Here is a 15,489-nt window from a genome sequence, read left to right on the forward strand (position 1 = left end):
CATGGTCAAGATTCTCAAGGACATCCGGGTGGTTGAGCTCGGCACCTACATCACCGGACCCGCCGCCGCCCTGCATCTGGCCGATCTCGGTGCCGATGTGATCAAGGTCGAGCGTCCCGGCACGGGCGATCCGTTCCGCGCCTTCAAGGGCGGGCTCTACTCCCCGCACTACCAGACCTACAACCGCAACAAGCGCTCGATCGCCCTCGACACCAAGGATCAGGCTGATCTCGACACGCTTTACCAGCTGATCGCCACCGCCGACGTGTTCATCCAGAATTTCCGTCCCGGCGTTGCCGAGAAGCTCGGCGTCGGCGAAGATGATCTGCGCAAGATCAATCCGAAGCTGATCTATTGTGCGATCTCCGGTTTCGGCCAGTCAGGCCCCTCGCGCGACCGGCCCGCCTTCGACACCGTGGCGCAGGCTGCAAGCGGCTATCTCAGGCTGCTGACGCCGCCGACCAACCCGCGCGTCATCGGGCCGGCGATTGCCGATGCCGTCACCGGGCAATACGCGGCAACGGCAATCCTCGCGGCACTTCTCGAGCGCAGCAAGAGCGGCAAGGGGAGGCGCATCGACATCTCCATGCTGGAGGCGATGGCGCATTTCAACCTCGACAGTTTCACGCACTATTTCTCGGAAGGCGAAATCATGGGGCCGCTGTCGCGCCCGGTGGTGTCGCAGAGCTACACCTTCGAATGCAGCGACGGAAAGTGGATCGCCATCCACATGTCCTCGCCGCCGAAATTCTGGGAAGGCTTCCTGGAGGCCACCGGCCAGCAGGCGCTGGCGACCGATCCCCGGTTTGCGGATCGTCTCGACCGCATCCGGCATCAGGATGACATGATCGAGATCTTTACGCCGATCTTCAAGACCAGGACCCGCGACGAATGGTGCGAAAAGCTGCTCGCACTCGAGGTGCCGCATTCGCCGGCCTACGATTCCAACGAGGCGCTCGAGGATCCGCAGGCGCTGCATCTGCAGCTAGCGGTCAAGACCAGCCATCCCGAAATGGGCGAATCCAAAACCGTTCGGCCTCCCTACAGCTTCGACGGTGAGCCTGATCTCGACATGACGCCGCCGCCGACACTGGATCAGCATGGCGCCGAACTGCGTGCCGAACTGGCGGCAGGCAAATCGAAATGAGCTGCAACAGGGGGAGGAAAGCATGAGCAATGAGGAAATGGTCACGTCGGTGCCCGCCGCCGGCGTGATGGAAGCAAGCAAGGCCATGCTGCAGAAGCAGCTCTACGCCATCTTCACCAAACCGGTGAACGGCATGGGCCCGGTCTTCGACAATCTGGAAGCGCATCTCGAATTCCAGGTCGGCCTTGAGCGCGACGGCATCATGTTCGCCGCCGGTCCGATGTGGAGCGACGACGAGCAGAGCTGGGAGGGCGAAGGAATGGTCGTGGTGCGGGCGGCCTCACGGCAGGAAGCAATCGCCATTGCCGAACGCGACCCGATGCATGCGAGCGGCGCCCGCAGCTTTCACGTCCGCCCCTGGCTCATCAATGAGGGAACGATCACCGTCCGGCTCGACTATTCCAGCCAGACTTTCACTTTGGCCTGAAGCACAATTGGGAGAGAGAAAATGAAAAAGCTATTGGGAATGATGACGGCAGGCATGCTGCTGCTGCCGCATGCCGCTTCGGCGCAGGAAGTAATCAACCTCACGGTGGCCTCGAGCCACCCGACGGTGGTGCCGTGGGTGGGGATGATCAAAACCCACTTCATGGCGCGCACGGATGAAATCCTCGCTGAAAAGGGCGATTACAAGATCGAGTGGAACGAAGCCTTCGGCGGCACGCTCTACAAGGCGAACGCCACGCTGAGCTCGGTTGAGGAAGGCATCACCGATGTGGGTTGGGTGTTTTCCTTCCTTGAGGCGGCAAAGCTGCCGCTGAGCCAGGTTTCCACCAACACCCCGTTCGCCACGGCCAACCCGCCGGTTCTGCTCGAAGTCATGGAGAAGCTTCTCGAAACCAACGAAGCCTTCCGCAGCGAGTGGGAAGACCACAACCTCAAGGTCCTCGGCCTGACCGCGACCGACCTCTATGACATCTACACCAAGAAGCCGCTGACCGGCATTGCCGACATCAACGGCATGAAGCTGTCTGCCCCCGGCGTGCTGGGAAGCTGGCTGCGCGGCACCGGCGCCAATGCGGTCGACGGCGCGCTGACGACATTCTACACCGACGTGCAGACCGGCGTGTCCGACGGCGCGCTGACCCTGGCGCTCGGCGCGATGCCGATCAAGCTTTACGAAGTGGCGCCCTACATCAACCGCTTTGATGCCGGCGCTGCCTTCTCTGGCGCGGTCGCCATCAACAAGGACAGCTGGGATGGCCTTCCCGAGGAAGTGCAGGCGGCGATGATCGAAGCCGGCAAGTACTACACCAGGTCGCACGGACAGGACCTGGTGGATCGCCACGAGCTGATGCTCAACCTCATGGTCAAGAACGGCGCCGAACAGTCGCCGCCGGTTACCATCGTGCCGATGCCTGCGAGCGAACGCCAGAAATGGGTCGACATGCTGCCTGATCTAGCCGGCGAATGGGCCGCAAGCATCGACGCGCAGGGCGGCCAGGGTACCGCGTTTCTCGGAGAATACATGAACGCCCTGCGGGCCGCCGGCGAAACCCCGGCGCGCGACTGGGACAAGAAGTAACCGGGCGCGGGCGGGATCATGCAATCAAACCATCAAGACGGGCATGATCCTGCCCGACCGCAGCGCCCCGGCGCTGCGGTCGGGCGCGCCTGGCAATGGCTGGTCGAGGGCTTCGCCGCCCTCGGAACCGTGCTGATCGGTGTGCTGATGGTTATCATCTGCGCCGACATCGTCGCCCGCAACCTGATGGGGGCGTCCTTGCCTCTGGTTTCGGAACTCGGGGCGCTGCTCTTGGTCATGATCGTCAGCCTTCAGCTTGCGGCTGCGATCCATGCCGACCGTCTCGCCCGCACCGACCTGTTTCTCGTCGGGCTGAAACGCTCCCGTCCAAGGACCGCGGCCTTGCTGTCGGCAGTCTTCAATCTGGTCGGAGCGGCCATCATCGGCCTCATCGCCTACGCATCGATCCGCATTCTCGGCAAGGACTGGTCGTCGGGCGACTACATCGGGATCATCGGGATCGCGACCTTGCCGACATGGCCCTTTCGCGCGCTGATCCTGGCCGGCATGACGATCGCTTCGCTCGAATTCCTGGTCCGGATGATCGCCGATCTCCGTTCGATCGTGACCCGTGAGGCAAGGCCATGAGCCCAATCGAAATCGGAGCCCTGGCAACCCTGGCCCTGCTGGTCCTGATCTATCTCGGCATGCCCATCGGGATCGGCATGCTGACGGTGTCCTTTTTGGGTGTCGCGGCGATCCGCGGAGACGTCGTCTCGCTCAGGATGATGGGCCAGGTCGCCAACGATTCCCTGCGCGAATATCTCTTCGCCGTCGTGCCGCTGTTCGTGCTGATGGGCTTGCTGGTGACGGTCTCGAGGGTCGGCAAGGACACGTTCGATGTGTTCCAGCAACTGCTGGGACGCGTGACCGCCGGTCTGGGCATCGCCACCGTCTTTGCCAATGCGGTGTTTGCAGCCATCACCGGCATATCGATCGCGTCCGCCACCGTGTTCAGCCGCGTGGCGGTGCCGGAAATGGTCCGCCATGGCTACACCCGCAAGTTTGCCACCGGCGTGGTTGCCGGATCGTCGGTGCTGGGCATGCTGATCCCGCCCTCGCTGCTGATGATCGTCTATGCCGTATTGGCCGAGGAATCGGTCGGCCGCATGTTCCTGGCCGGCATCGGTCCGGGCATCCTGCTCGCGGTCACCTTCTCCATCACAATCATCCTGCTTGCCCGGTTCCGGCGGGATTTCGTCTTCGCAGCGGCTGATACCGGCCCGGCCGATGAGCCGATGAGTGGCTTTGCGATTGCAACCAAGTCGGTGCCCATCCTGCTGCTGATGCTGGTGGTCCTCGGAGGCCTCTATGGCGGCTTCCTTAACCCAACCGAAGCCGGTGCAGCGGGTGCGCTGGGTGCCCTCGTCATTGCGCTCAAGCGGCGCTCGCTGGATGCGAGGTCGTTCTGGCGGTTGTTGCTCGAGGCGGGGCAGATCACGGTCTCCGTCCTGTTCCTGATCCTGGCCGCCACCTTCTTCAGCCGCATGCTGGCGCTTTCGGGCGTGCCGCGCGGGCTGGCCGAATTCCTGCTGGAGGGTTCCATCGGGCCTTATGGCTTCCTGATCATCTATCTGCTGCTGATCATCGTGCTGGGCTGCCTGATCGATTCGATCTCGATCATGCTGATCCTGCTGCCCATCGCCCTGCCGGTCGCCGAAGCGGCAGGCTTCGATCTGGTCTGGTTCGGCGTGCTGACGGTGGTCACGGTCGAGGTCGGGCTGCTGACCCCGCCCTTCGGGCTCTCGGTCTACATCATCAAATCGGCAATGGACGATCCCGACCTCAAGGTTGGCGAGATATTTCGCGGCACGCTGCCCTTCGTCGGCGCCATGCTGGTCTCGATTGCGATCATCATCGCGTTTCCGCAAATCGCCACATGGCTGGCGCGTCTCTAGACAGGTGACTTCATGACACAGCTTCTCTTCATTCCCGGCAGCCTGCGGGAGGCATCCTCATCCCGCGCCACGGTGCGGGCGCTTGTCAGCCGCCTCGAAGCCGGCGTCACCTGCCAGGTCGCCGATCCCGGCCTGTTGCCGCACTACAATGCCGACCTTGACAAGGATCCGGCGGTTGAACGCTTCCTTGCGGACGTGGCCGCGGCCGACGGCGTGGTTTTCGTCACGCCCGAGTACAATTACAGCGTTCCGGGCTTGCTCAAGAACGCCATCGACTGGGCCTCGCGGCCGGCCTACAATTCTGTGTTCAAGGACAAGCCCTGCTTCATCGTCAGTGTCTCCGGCGGAGCGCTCGGCGGCGTGCGCGCCCAGGCGCACCTCAAATACATTCTCAACGGCATGCTGGCCCGACCGTTCACCTGCCAGGAAATCGTCATTCCGCAGGCCAACGCCAAGGTGGCCGATGGGCATCTCGCCGACGAGGCGATCTTGGATTTCGCCGAACTCAATCTCAAGGCCTTCATCGCCAGTCTTTGAAGCCTGGTGTCGTGGTCGCGGTTAGAGACGCCGAGTCGGCTCAGCCGGCCTTGCGCGGCGCCATCTGGCGGTAGCTGGCCATCAGGTCGTTGAAGCGTTCGCCCTGAATGGAAACGTGCTGGCGCAGCATGGCGGCGGCGGCTTTCGGGTCGGATTTCTCCAGCGCCGCATAGATCGCCCGGTGCTCCCGCATCGACTGCGGCATGCGGCCGTTGACGCGCAACTGCATGCGCCGGTAGGGCTTGAGCCGCTTGTGCAGCCGCGCCGCCTCGCGCGCCAGGAAGCTGTTGCCGCTGGCCTCGTAGAGCAGGTGGTGAAAGGTCTCGTTCTCGCGGTAGTATTCGTCAGAATCGCCCTGCGCGATCGCCGCTTCGCAGGCCTCGATGGTGCGGCCGATATCGCGCATCTGCTGCTCGCTCACCCGCCGCGCGGCGCGGAAGCCGCACATCGCCTCCAGCTCCGCCATCACTTCGAACATCTCGACCAGTTCGACGAAATCCGGATGCCGGATGAAGGCGCCGCGGCGGGCTTCCAGCGTCAGCAGACCGGAGGCTGCGAGCGACTGGAACGCCTCGCGCAACGGGGTCCGCGACACGCCGAACTGCTCGGCGAGCTTGACCTCGTCGAGACGCTCGCCGTCGGCGAATTCGCCGGTGACGATCATCTGTTCGATGCGTTCGCGAATGGTGTCTGCGATGCGTGTGCCCATGCTCCGCATCATGCTCAATCCGCCCGGAAATGCAAATTCATTCTTCTTGTATACAAGAGATTTGACATTGCATTCAGAAAATGGTCCCATTGATCCGCGCCAGGACCGGAGGAGGTTCTGCGACGAAAATCTTCTGGGAGGTAGACATGAAACTAGGATTATCTGCGTTCGCGGGCATGCTCGCCGCATCCATCGCCATGACGGGCCTTGCTCAGGCCGAGACATTGAAGGCATCGCACCAGTTTCCGGGCGGCAAGGGCGACGCGCGCGACGAAATGGTTCAGCTCTTCGCCAAGGAATTGGCTGCCGCCAATGTGGGGCTGGATGTTCAGGTCTATCCGGGCCAGTCGCTCTACAAGGCCAAGGAGCAGTGGGGCGCACTGACCAAGGGCCAGCTCGACATCACCTCGTTCCCGCTCGACTATGCTTCGGGCCGCGTGCCGCAATTCTCGGCCACCCTGATGCCGGGCCTGGTGCGCAACCATGAGCGCGCCAAGCGGCTCAATGCCTCACCCTTCATGGATGAGATCAAGAAATTGGTCGAGGACAATGGCGCCATCGTCATTGCCGACGCCTGGCTCGGCGGCGCCTTCGCCTCGAAGAAGAACTGCATCACTTCGCCCGACACGATCAAGGGTCAGGTGACCCGCGCTGCCGGACCTGCCTTCGAGCAGATGCTGGTTGGCGCCGGTGCATCGATTTCCTCGATGGCGTCTTCGGAAATCTACACCGGCATGCAGACCGGCGTTCTCGATGCTACCAACACCTCGTCGGGGTCCTTCGTCTCCTACCGGCTTTACGAGCAGGTCAAGTGCCTGACCGAGCCGGGCGAGAACTCGCTCTGGTTCATGTACGAACCGATGCTGATCTCCAAGGAAACCTACGAGCGTCTGACGCCGGAACAGCAGGCAGCCGTCATGGCCGCCGGCAAGAAGGCCGAGGAGTATTTCGACAAGGAGGCTGCAGGCCTCGACGACAAGATGGTCGAAACCTTCAAGAAGGCCGGCGTTGAAGTGGTGTCGATGTCCAAGGACGATTATGACGCCTGGCTGGCGATCGCCAAGGAAACGGCCTACAAGCAGTTCGCCGAAAAGGTGGATGGTGGCCAGAAGCTGATCGACGCAGCACTCGCAGTCGAATAAGCGGCGGACCGGGGGGAGGTTCGCCTCCCCCTTTCCGTCCTGCCTGTCCTGTTTTCAAATTCGAGGATTGCCCGGAGATGAAACGCTTTGTTTCGGTCGTCGAGACGGTGTCGCGGCTGTGCGGCCTGGTGTCGATGCTGCTGATCGCCGCTTCCACGCTCGTGGTCTCGCATATGGTGTTCATGCGCTATTTCCTCGGCGCTTCCACCGTTTGGCAGACCGAATTCGTGGTCTACGCCATGATCGCCTCCACCTTCATCGGCGCGCCCTACGTGCTGATGCTCAAGGGGCATGTCTCGGTCGATCTCCTGCCCAACCTGATGGGTGGAACGGCCAAGCGTCTGCTTGATGTCCTGGCTGCGGTTCTGAGCCTGGCGTTCTGCGGCCTGCTCGCCTGGTCGGGCTGGCATTATTTCTACGAGGCGCTGTCGAAGGGCTGGACCACCGATACCGTCTGGGCGCTGCCCCTGTGGATTCCGCTCCTGCCCTTGCCGCTCGGCATCATCATCCTGTGCCTTCAATACATCGCCGAGATCTACAAGAACTGGACCGGAACCGGGGAGACCCTCGCATGAGCCCGCTCGAAATCGGCCTTCTCATTCTTCTGGTTCTGGTCGCCCTGTTTGCCATCGGCATGCCGATCGCCTTTGCGCTCGGCGCCGTCTCCATCGGAACGCTGCTGCTGATCGACGGGTTCCGCTCGCTCGACATTCTCGGCGAGACATTCTTTTCCGGGTTGAATTCGTTCACCCTGGTCTCGATCCCGATGTTCATCCTGATGGGCGCCGCGGTCTCCAATTCGCCGGCCGGCAAGGATCTCTACGAGGCGCTCGACCGCTGGCTCAACCGCGTGCCGGGCGGCCTGGTTCTCTCCAATCTGGGCGCATGCTCGATCTTCTCGGCGCTGTCCGGTTCGTCGCCCGCAACCTGCGCCGCCATCGGCAAGATGGGCATTCCGGAAATGCGCAAGCGCGGCTATCCCGACGAGATCTCCGCGGGATCGATTGCCGCCGGCGGCACGCTCGGCATTCTCATTCCGCCCTCGATCACCATGATCGTCTACGGCATCTCGACCGAAACCTCGATCGGCCGGTTGTTTCTCGCCGGCGTCATCCCGGGGCTGATGCTGACGGCCATCTTCATGGCCTGGACGCTGTTTTCCTGCTGGCGCAGCGGTCTGAAGCTGTCGGATGTGACGCAGCACTATTCGCTGAAACAGAAATTCGAGATCCTGCCGCGCGTGCTGCCGTTCCTGGCCATCGTCGCCGGCATCCTGTTCGTGCTCTATGGCGGGGTCGCGACCCCGTCCGAAGCCGCCGGCGTCGGCGCGCTGTTCTGCCTGGTGCTGGTGGTCGTGGTCTACAGGATGTTCTCGGCCAGGCCGTTTTTCGACATGTTCCGGGATTCCACCCGCGAGTCGGTGATGATCATGATGATCATCGCCGCCTCCGAGTTGTTCGCCTTCACCCTGTCCTCGACCTTCGTCACCCAGTCCATTGCCGGCTGGATCTCCGACCTCGAGGTCAATCGCTGGGTGTTGATGGCGATCATCAACGTCTTCCTGTTGATCGCCGGGTTCTTCCTGCCTCCGGTGGCGGTGATCCTGATGACGGCGCCGATCCTGCTGCCGATCATCACTTCGGCCGGCTTCGATCCCTACTGGTTCGCGGTCGTGCTGACCATCAACATGGAAATCGGCCTGATCACCCCGCCCGTCGGCCTCAATCTTTATGTCATCAATTCGATCGCGCCGGATATCTCGCTCGGCACCATCCTGCGCGGCTCGCTGCCCTACGTGATGTGCATGGTCTTCGCCATCGTGCTTCTGTGCATCTTCCCCTCGATCGCCACCTTCCTGCCCAATCTGGTGATGGGGGCAGGGTTTTGAACCGGTCGGGCTTCTTCTACGATCTGCTCTCGACGCTGTTCGAGCGGCCCAACCTTGCCCGGGTCAAGGGCGACGGGCGTACGATCACCGCACTCTGCGAGGCGTTGATTGCCAGTTCGAGCGAGGGAGCCTCTCACAGTATGGGCCAGCAGATCCTGTCGCGCTTCAGCGAACTGACGCCCGAGGCCGAAGTCGATTTCTTCCGCTATCTCACCGAGGAACTGGATATCGACACCGAGCGGCTGCAGGCGCTGACCGCAGCCTACCAGGCAGACCGGTCGCCCGAAAATTTTGCCGGCCTGCTCGAGACTGCCGAACCCGGGCGGCAGGAACTGCTGCGCCGCATCAACCGGGTTCCCGGCGCCACCGGCGAACTGGTGAAGATGCGGGCCCGGTTGCTCCCGCTGCTCAAGGACAATCCGTCCTTCGGGCGAACCGATCTCGATTTTCAGCACCTGTTCGGCTCCTGGTTCAACCGTGGCTTCCTGGTGCCGCGCCGCATCCACTGGCAGAGCCCCGCCAATATTCTCGAGAAGATCATCAGATACGAAGCCGTCCACGCCATCGATGATTGGGACGATCTGCGCCGCCGGGTCGAGCCCGCCGACCGGCGCTGCTATGCCTTCTTCCATCCCGCCATGCCGGACGACCCGCTGATCTTCGTCGAGGTGGCGCTGGTCAAGGGCGTACCGGGCTCGGTGCAGGACATCCTGGCGGAAAACCGCGAGCCCCTCGATCCCGCAAGCGCCGATACGGCGGTGTTCTACTCCATATCCAACTGCCAGGCTGGCCTGCGCGGCGTCTCCTTCGGCAATTCGCTGATCAAGCAGGTGGTCGAGGACCTGCAGGCCGAGGTGAAGTCGATCACCACCTTCGTCACCCTGTCGCCGATCCCGGGATTCTGCCGCTGGCTCCGCCAGTCGCTCGCCGGAGAGCCGGATGCGGGCACTGTTGCCGACGCTGTCAGGGTTGCCACGCAAACCGGTGATCTGGCCGGGCTGAAGGACCAGGCGCAATGGCTGCGCCGCCAGGCAGCCCACTACCTGATCAACCAGAAGGATCGCAACGGCTTGCCGCTGGATCCGGTGGCGCGCTTTCACCTCAACAACGGTGCCATGGTGCACGACATCCACGCCGGCGCCGACCTGTCGGAAAACGGGGTGCGGCAGTCCTGCGGCTTGATGGTGAACTACCTTTATGATCTCAGGAAGATCGGTCAATTCCACGAGGGCTTCGCCGAGAACCACACGGTGGTGGCTTCGCGGGAGGTCAAGTCGCTGGCAGACGCAGCGGCCGCAAACAGCAATGGCAGGAAATGAAAATGGCTGACAATTATCTCTTTGACGGACTGCTCGCCGACAAGCTGTCGACGCCCGAAGGCCGCAACGCGCTGTTTGCGACTCTGCCGGAAGACGGTCGACGCTTCACCTATGGCGATGTCGAGGATGTCTCCGGCCGGTTTGTCAACGTTCTTGTCGATCTCGGGGTCAAGCCCGGTGACCGCGTCGCCGTGCAGGTGCCGAAATCCATCGAAGCCATCATGCTTTATCTTGCCGTTGTCCGCGCCGGCGCGGTCTTCCTGCCGCTCAACACCGGATACACGCCGGCGGAGATCGAATACTTTCTCGGCAACGCCACGCCGCGGATCTTCGTCTGCGATCCGAAGAAGCGCGCCGACTACGAGGCGCTGACCGCGAGCCTCGGCATCGGGCTCGAGACCATGGGCGTCTGGCAGAACCACGAGACTTCTGCCGGCTCGCTCAATGACGCCGGTCTTGCCGCACCCACCGCTTTCGAAACGATCGCGCGCAGCGCCGATGATTTGGCCGCCATTCTCTATACCTCCGGCACCACCGGCCGCTCCAAGGGCGCCATGCTGAGCCACGCCAACCTTCTGTCGAATGCTCAGACCCTGGTCGATGTCTGGCGCTTCACCAGCGACGACGTGCTTCTGCACGCGCTGCCGATCTTCCACACCCACGGCCTGTTCGTCGCCACCAACGTGACCTTGAGCGCAGGCGCGTCGCTGATCTTCCTGCCCGGTTTTTCCGCCGAGGCGATTATCGCCAATATCCCTGAGGCAACCGCGCTGATGGGGGTTCCGACCTTCTACACGCGGCTGCTCGACGAGCCTGCCTTCACCGGTGACCTGGTCAGGCACATGCGCCTGTTCGTCTCCGGCAGCGCGCCGCTGCTGGCCGAAACCCATGTGCTCTTCGAGCAGCGCACCGGTCACCGCATTCTCGAGCGCTACGGCATGACCGAGACCAACATGAACACCTCCAACCCCTATGACGGCGAACGCCGCGCCGGCACCGTCGGCTTCCCGCTGCCGGGCGTCGACCTGCGCATAGTCGACGCCGAGAGCGGCAAGGTCTTGCCGCAGGGCGAAATCGGCATCATCGAGGTCAAGGGCCCCAACGTCTTTTCCGGCTACTGGCAGATGCCGGAGAAGACCAAGGAGGAATTCCGCGACGACGGCTTCTTCATCACCGGCGATGTCGGCGTCATCGATGCCGACGGCTATGTCCAGATCGTCGGCCGCTCCAAGGACCTGATCATCTCCGGCGGCTACAACATCTATCCCAAAGAGCTGGAACTGTTGCTCGACGAGGAAGAGGGCGTACTCGAATCCGCCGTCATCGGTGTGCCCCATGCCGATTTCGGCGAGGGTGTGGTGGCCGTGCTGGTGCCCCGGCCCGGCGCGAAGCTCGACGAGGCCACGATCCTGGACAGCATCAAGCCGAAGATCGCCCGCTTCAAGCAGCCCAAGCGCATCGTCGTGCTCGATGAACTGCCGCGCAACACCATGGGCAAGGTGCAGAAGAACGTGCTGCGCGATGCCTACCGGACATTGCTGGCCGAATGAACCGCAGATAGACGCGGCCTCGCCACGGTCGGGACACGTCCGGAGAGGGGCTGCGCGCCACGAGCTTCCAGGCTTGCCTTGCCTTCTCGCAAGGGCAGTGATCGCGATGCCCGTACCCGGCGGCGCCCAATCCATCTATTGCCGTTGATGGCGCCAACCAATATACCGGCTCCCGAACGGCTTTGAACTTGGGGCTTGCCGCGTCAGCGGCTGCAGCGTGCGTCACCGGATTGGATCGCACCGGTCAGGGCTTGCCCTCAACCGGAAGAACTGACGATGCTCAGGAAATTCTCCCTATTCGCCAGCGGATCGGTCATCGGTGCTGCCATCGACTATCTGGTGACCCTTGCGCTGGCCCGCTGGACGAGCCTTGATCCGGCCATCGCCCTCGCGCTCACGATGATCGTCAGTGCGACCGTGGTGTTCCGCTTTCACAGCCGCATCACCTTTCAAGAAGCCAACGACAATCTGCTGCGGCGCTATCTGATGTTCATGGCCTGGAGCGGTTTGGTCTTTCTTCTGCGCGCCCTGGTGTTAAAACTCTCGCTTTACGCCGGTCTGCCCCTGGCCATGGCGCTGCTTGTGGCGATCGGTCTGGCGTCGATCATCAATTTCGCTGTCTCGTCAGCAGTTATTTTCGCAAAGAAGCAGTCATGACCGGAAAAACCCTGTCGATTGTCGTTCCAGTCTACAACGAGGCCAAGGTTTTGCCCGAGCTGCTCGACCGGCTGGAAGCCATTGCCGGCACTCTGGCGGCCGAGTTCAAGCTGGCGGTCGGGTTCATTTTCATTGACGACGGCAGCGGCGACGACAGTTTTTCCATTCTGAACACCCATGATTTCGGTCCGCGCCCGGTCCGTCTGCTGCAGTTCTCCCGCAATTTTGGCAAGGAGGCCGCCCTGTCGGCAGGCATAGACGCCGCGCAATCCGCCGATGCGGCGGTGCTGATGGACGCCGATCTTCAGCATCCGCCGGAAATGATCACCGAGTTTGTCCGCATCTGGCTCAACGAGGGCGCCGACAGCGTCTATGCCTACAAGGCCAGCCGCCGGTCCTCGGAAGGATATCTCAAGGCTGCCGCCTCCAGGCTGTTCTTCTGGGTCATCAACCGCAACATCCGCTATCAGATCCCGCCGGGCGCCGGCGATTTCCGCCTGATCAACCATCGCTTCATGAAGGCCCTGTGCTCGCTTCCCGAGAGCGACCGGTTCATGAAGGGGCTCTACGGATGGGTCGGCTTCCGCCAGACCGGCCTGCCGCTTGATCCGCCGGTGCGCGAGCATGGCAAGAGCAGCTTCGGGGCGTTCCGTCTGTTGTCGATGACGATCGACGCCATCACCAGTTTCACCACCACGCCGCTGCGGCTGATGGCCATGGCAGGCATCGTCATAGCCATGTTCAGCGCGGCTTACGGTCTGTATGTCGTCATCGAGACCCTGTTCTTCACCGGGGTGACCAACGGCATTGCCTCGGTCCTGACGTTGATCGCGTTCTTCGGCGGCGTCCAGATGATCTTCCTCGGGCTGCTTGGCGAGTATATCGGCAAGTCCGTCCTCGAGGCCAAGAAGCGCCCCCCCTACATCCTGGCGGAAGACATCAGCCGCAAGGGGGATGCAGTTGAGGATCGCTGACGATTTCGGGCTTGGCCGCAAGCACGACCGGGTCATCCTGTCCCTGATGCAAGCCCGGCGGCTCGATGCAACCTCCGTCATGGTCAACGATGCCATCGACGCCGGTGACGTTGCGCGGCTCAAGGCATTGAGGGATGCTGGCGCAGAGGTCGGTCTGCATCTCAATCTCACCCAGGCGCTGCCAGGACATGCCGATGTCTGGCCGCTCTCGACGCTGCTGCGGCCGCGGTTGCCTTCCCGGGTGCGCGCCGCCGCCGCGGCCTCGCTAAATCGGCAGACGGACGAATTCATTTCCCTCTTCGGCAGCTTTCCCGATTATTATGATGGCCACCAGCATTGCCACTGCATTCCGTGGATCGCGCCGCTGGTCGCGCAATTGCCTTCGGGGCCGAAGACCTGGATCAGGGTTCCGCTGCCTGCCACATGGACGGGGCGGTGGCGCAACCTTCGCGCCGGTGGCGCAAAGGGCGTGCTGATCATGGCGCTGGCTGCGCGGGCGCGGCGGGTCTTCCGGCAAGCGGGACACGAGGTCAACGAGGATTTCTCCGGCTTCCTCCGTCTTGACGATCCGGCCAGTGTTCGGCACTGGTTACCTCGCCTGCTGGCAGCGGCGGGCCCGGACTGCCTGATGATGGTGCACCCCGGGGATGCCGATGACGAGATGCAATGCGCCGGCCATGCTCCGGAGAGCCGCGACTGCGAGACAAACATCCTGCTTCAAGGGACAGTGAATTGACCAAAAGCCGTGCCATCCTCTGGGGTTTGTTCCTGCTGCTCGCCGTGCGTGTGGCGGCGATGATCTGGGTGCCGCTGACCGACCCGACCGAGGCGCGCTACGCCGAAATCGCCCGCAAGATGGTCGAAACCGGCAACTGGATCACCCCGCAGTTCGACTACGGCGTGCCGTTCTGGGCCAAGCCGCCGCTGCACACCTGGCTTTCGGCAATGGGCATCGCCGCCTTCGGCGTGACGCCTTTTGCGGTCAGGCTCGGGATCTTACTGTCGGCGCTGGCGACGCTGGCGATCCTGTGGTTCTGGGCCCGCACCCTCACCGACCGAATCACCGCCGGCGTTGCCGTGCTGGTGGCGGCGAGTTCGGCGCTGTTCTTCGTCGCGTTGGGGTTCGTTCAGACCGACATGGCGCTCACGCTTGGCGTGACCGCCTGCATGGCCGGCTTTTATGGCGGGCTGCAGGGAGACCGCCGCTGGGGCTGGCTGTTCTTTCTCGGGCTGGCTATCGGGCTTCTGGCCAAGGGGCCGGTGGCGACGGTTCTGTCGATGATGCCGATCACGGCCTTCATGATCTGGCGCGGCAACTGGAAGGATCTCTTGCAACTGCCATGGCTCGGCGGAACCGTGCTGGTCGCGGTTCTGGTCATCCCCTGGTATCTGGCTGCTGAAATCGCCACGCCCGGCTATCTCTATTATTTCATTGTCGGCGAGCACATCCAGCGCTTCCTCCAGCCGGGCTGGTCGGGAGATCTCTACGGCGCCGGGCGTGCCCATCCCAAGGGAATGATCTGGCTGTTCTGGATCCTGGCCACGCTTCCCTGGAGCCCGCTGCTGCCGATCCTGCTCTGGCGGCTGCGCGGGGGCATTCCGCGCGAACGGCCCGGCGACGGTGGTCTCTATCTCTACCTTCTCATGTTCGCGTTGGCGCCGCTGGCGCTGTTCACGCCCGCGGCGAACATCATTGTCACTTACGTCCTGCCGGGCGTGCCGGCTGCAGCGCTTCTCTCGGTGATGCTCTGGGCCCGAAGCGGACCCATGCAGACCAAATGGGTGCATCTCGGCGTGTCCGAAGTCCTGATCGTTTCCGCAGCTCTTACCCTTGCTGCGTTCCTCGGTCTCGGCCGCTCGGCGGTGCCGTCAGAGGCACAGCTGATCGAGGCCTTCCAGGGTTCGGGCCGTCTCGCCATCCTCGACGCGCGAAGCTTCTCGGCCGAGTTTTACACGCAAGGCCGGATCAAGCGGCTGAAGACAATCGAGGATGTGGGCACCTGGCTTGCTCCCGGCGACGGCGTCCTGGTGCCCAAGCACTATCAGGACCAGTTCCTGGCCCGCTTCGGCGACACCGTCACGGCGGTCGCGGAAAACCGCAAGTATCTGCTCTATGTTCCCGCGACCTGAACGGGCTCAAGCG

General features: G+C 62.9%; 16 protein-coding genes. 15 read left to right on the forward strand and 1 reads right to left on the reverse strand.

Annotated elements, in window-relative coordinates; genetic code table 11:
* The first annotated feature begins 1 nt into the window (after position 1).
* The 6 genes from O4H62_RS20540 to O4H62_RS20565 are packed head-to-tail and all read left to right on the forward strand — an operon-like array spanning position 2 to position 5,107.
* On the forward strand, positions 2–1,147 hold the full coding sequence (locus O4H62_RS20540; RefSeq protein ID WP_269390684.1) for a CaiB/BaiF CoA transferase family protein: 1,146 nt from the start codon (positions 2–4) through the stop codon (positions 1,145–1,147).
* Between the two features lie 22 nt (positions 1,148–1,169).
* On the forward strand, positions 1,170–1,574 hold the full coding sequence (locus tag O4H62_RS20545) for a YciI family protein (protein WP_269390686.1): 405 nt from the start codon (positions 1,170–1,172) through the stop codon (positions 1,572–1,574).
* A gap of 21 nt (positions 1,575–1,595) precedes the next feature.
* Positions 1,596–2,672, forward strand: coding sequence for a C4-dicarboxylate TRAP transporter substrate-binding protein (locus O4H62_RS20550; RefSeq protein WP_269390687.1), 1,077 nt, complete (start codon positions 1,596–1,598; stop codon positions 2,670–2,672).
* Positions 2,673–2,690: 18 nt separating this feature from the next.
* Positions 2,691–3,260, forward strand: coding sequence for a TRAP transporter small permease subunit (locus O4H62_RS20555; protein WP_269390689.1), 570 nt, complete (start codon positions 2,691–2,693; stop codon positions 3,258–3,260).
* Complete coding sequence (locus O4H62_RS20560) at positions 3,257–4,570, forward strand: TRAP transporter large permease (RefSeq protein WP_269390690.1); 1,314 nt, start codon at positions 3,257–3,259, stop codon at positions 4,568–4,570. The genes O4H62_RS20555 and O4H62_RS20560 overlap by 4 nt, the downstream gene beginning before the upstream one ends.
* Before the next feature lie 12 nt (positions 4,571–4,582).
* Entirely contained in the window at positions 4,583–5,107 is a 525-nt protein-coding gene (locus O4H62_RS20565) for an NADPH-dependent FMN reductase (RefSeq protein WP_269390692.1), read from the forward strand.
* 40 nt (positions 5,108–5,147) lie between these two features.
* Here O4H62_RS20565 and O4H62_RS20570 read toward each other — a convergent pair whose 3' ends face one another.
* Positions 5,148–5,816 (reverse strand): GntR family transcriptional regulator, encoded by a 669-nt coding sequence (locus O4H62_RS20570; protein WP_269390693.1) that lies wholly within the window; start codon positions 5,814–5,816, stop codon positions 5,148–5,150.
* A 146-nt stretch (positions 5,817–5,962) separates the two neighbouring features.
* Here O4H62_RS20570 and dctP point away from each other — a divergent pair, with 146 nt between their 5' ends.
* The 9 genes from dctP to O4H62_RS20615 all read left to right on the forward strand — a co-directional run bounded on the left by dctP (position 5,963) and on the right by O4H62_RS20615 (position 15,476).
* Complete coding sequence (gene dctP / locus O4H62_RS20575) at positions 5,963–6,958, forward strand: TRAP transporter substrate-binding protein DctP (protein WP_430538486.1); 996 nt, start codon at positions 5,963–5,965, stop codon at positions 6,956–6,958.
* A gap of 77 nt (positions 6,959–7,035) precedes the next feature.
* A complete protein-coding gene (locus O4H62_RS20580) occupies positions 7,036–7,533 on the forward strand; it encodes a TRAP transporter small permease subunit (RefSeq protein WP_269390695.1) in 498 nt (165 codons plus the stop codon).
* Complete coding sequence (locus tag O4H62_RS20585; RefSeq protein ID WP_269390696.1) at positions 7,530–8,846, forward strand: TRAP transporter large permease; 1,317 nt, start codon at positions 7,530–7,532, stop codon at positions 8,844–8,846. The genes O4H62_RS20580 and O4H62_RS20585 overlap by 4 nt, the downstream gene beginning before the upstream one ends.
* Positions 8,843–10,165: a malonyl-CoA decarboxylase gene (locus tag O4H62_RS20590; RefSeq protein WP_269390698.1), complete on the forward strand. Its 1,323-nt coding sequence runs from the start codon at positions 8,843–8,845 to the stop codon at positions 10,163–10,165. The genes O4H62_RS20585 and O4H62_RS20590 overlap by 4 nt, the downstream gene beginning before the upstream one ends.
* Positions 10,162–11,715, forward strand: a complete 1,554-nt coding sequence (locus O4H62_RS20595) for a malonate--CoA ligase (RefSeq protein ID WP_269390699.1) — start codon at positions 10,162–10,164, stop codon at positions 11,713–11,715. The genes O4H62_RS20590 and O4H62_RS20595 overlap by 4 nt, the downstream gene beginning before the upstream one ends.
* 276 nt (positions 11,716–11,991) lie before the next feature.
* Positions 11,992–12,372, forward strand: a complete 381-nt coding sequence (locus tag O4H62_RS20600) for a GtrA family protein (RefSeq protein WP_269390700.1) — start codon at positions 11,992–11,994, stop codon at positions 12,370–12,372.
* Entirely contained in the window at positions 12,369–13,346 is a 978-nt protein-coding gene (locus tag O4H62_RS20605) for a glycosyltransferase family 2 protein (protein WP_269390701.1), read from the forward strand. The genes O4H62_RS20600 and O4H62_RS20605 overlap by 4 nt, the downstream gene beginning before the upstream one ends.
* Entirely contained in the window at positions 13,327–14,082 is a 756-nt protein-coding gene (locus O4H62_RS20610) for a ChbG/HpnK family deacetylase (RefSeq protein WP_269390703.1), read from the forward strand. The genes O4H62_RS20605 and O4H62_RS20610 overlap by 20 nt, the downstream gene beginning before the upstream one ends.
* Positions 14,079–15,476 (forward strand): ArnT family glycosyltransferase, encoded by a 1,398-nt coding sequence (locus O4H62_RS20615; RefSeq protein ID WP_269390705.1) that lies wholly within the window; start codon positions 14,079–14,081, stop codon positions 15,474–15,476. The genes O4H62_RS20610 and O4H62_RS20615 overlap by 4 nt, the downstream gene beginning before the upstream one ends.
* Positions 15,477–15,489 lie beyond the last annotated feature (13 nt).

The organism is Parahoeflea alexandrii, from assembly GCF_027214025.1.
Taxonomy (GTDB): Bacteria; Pseudomonadota; Alphaproteobacteria; order Rhizobiales; family Rhizobiaceae; genus Hoeflea; species Hoeflea alexandrii_A.

Excerpts from the sequence above, each read along its gene's own strand:
- O4H62_RS20540 (WP_269390684.1), top strand. The coding sequence starts at position 2 with ATGGTCAAGATTCTCAAGGACATCCGGGTGGTTGAGCTCGGCACCTAC.
- O4H62_RS20545 (WP_269390686.1), top strand. The coding sequence starts at position 1,170 with ATGAGCAATGAGGAAATGGTCACGTCGGTGCCCGCCGCCGGCGTGATG.
- O4H62_RS20550 (WP_269390687.1), top strand. The coding sequence starts at position 1,596 with ATGAAAAAGCTATTGGGAATGATGACGGCAGGCATGCTGCTGCTGCCG.
- O4H62_RS20555 (WP_269390689.1), top strand. The coding sequence starts at position 2,691 with ATGCAATCAAACCATCAAGACGGGCATGATCCTGCCCGACCGCAGCGC.
- O4H62_RS20560 (WP_269390690.1), top strand. The coding sequence starts at position 3,257 with ATGAGCCCAATCGAAATCGGAGCCCTGGCAACCCTGGCCCTGCTGGTC.
- O4H62_RS20565 (WP_269390692.1), top strand. The coding sequence starts at position 4,583 with ATGACACAGCTTCTCTTCATTCCCGGCAGCCTGCGGGAGGCATCCTCA.
- O4H62_RS20570 (WP_269390693.1), bottom strand. The coding sequence starts at position 5,816 with ATGGGCACACGCATCGCAGACACCATTCGCGAACGCATCGAACAGATG.
- dctP (WP_430538486.1), top strand. The coding sequence starts at position 5,963 with ATGAAACTAGGATTATCTGCGTTCGCGGGCATGCTCGCCGCATCCATC.
- O4H62_RS20580 (WP_269390695.1), top strand. The coding sequence starts at position 7,036 with ATGAAACGCTTTGTTTCGGTCGTCGAGACGGTGTCGCGGCTGTGCGGC.
- O4H62_RS20585 (WP_269390696.1), top strand. The coding sequence starts at position 7,530 with ATGAGCCCGCTCGAAATCGGCCTTCTCATTCTTCTGGTTCTGGTCGCC.
- O4H62_RS20595 (WP_269390699.1), top strand. The coding sequence starts at position 10,162 with ATGAAAATGGCTGACAATTATCTCTTTGACGGACTGCTCGCCGACAAG.
- O4H62_RS20600 (WP_269390700.1), top strand. The coding sequence starts at position 11,992 with ATGCTCAGGAAATTCTCCCTATTCGCCAGCGGATCGGTCATCGGTGCT.
- O4H62_RS20605 (WP_269390701.1), top strand. The coding sequence starts at position 12,369 with ATGACCGGAAAAACCCTGTCGATTGTCGTTCCAGTCTACAACGAGGCC.
- O4H62_RS20610 (WP_269390703.1), top strand. The coding sequence starts at position 13,327 with ATGCAGTTGAGGATCGCTGACGATTTCGGGCTTGGCCGCAAGCACGAC.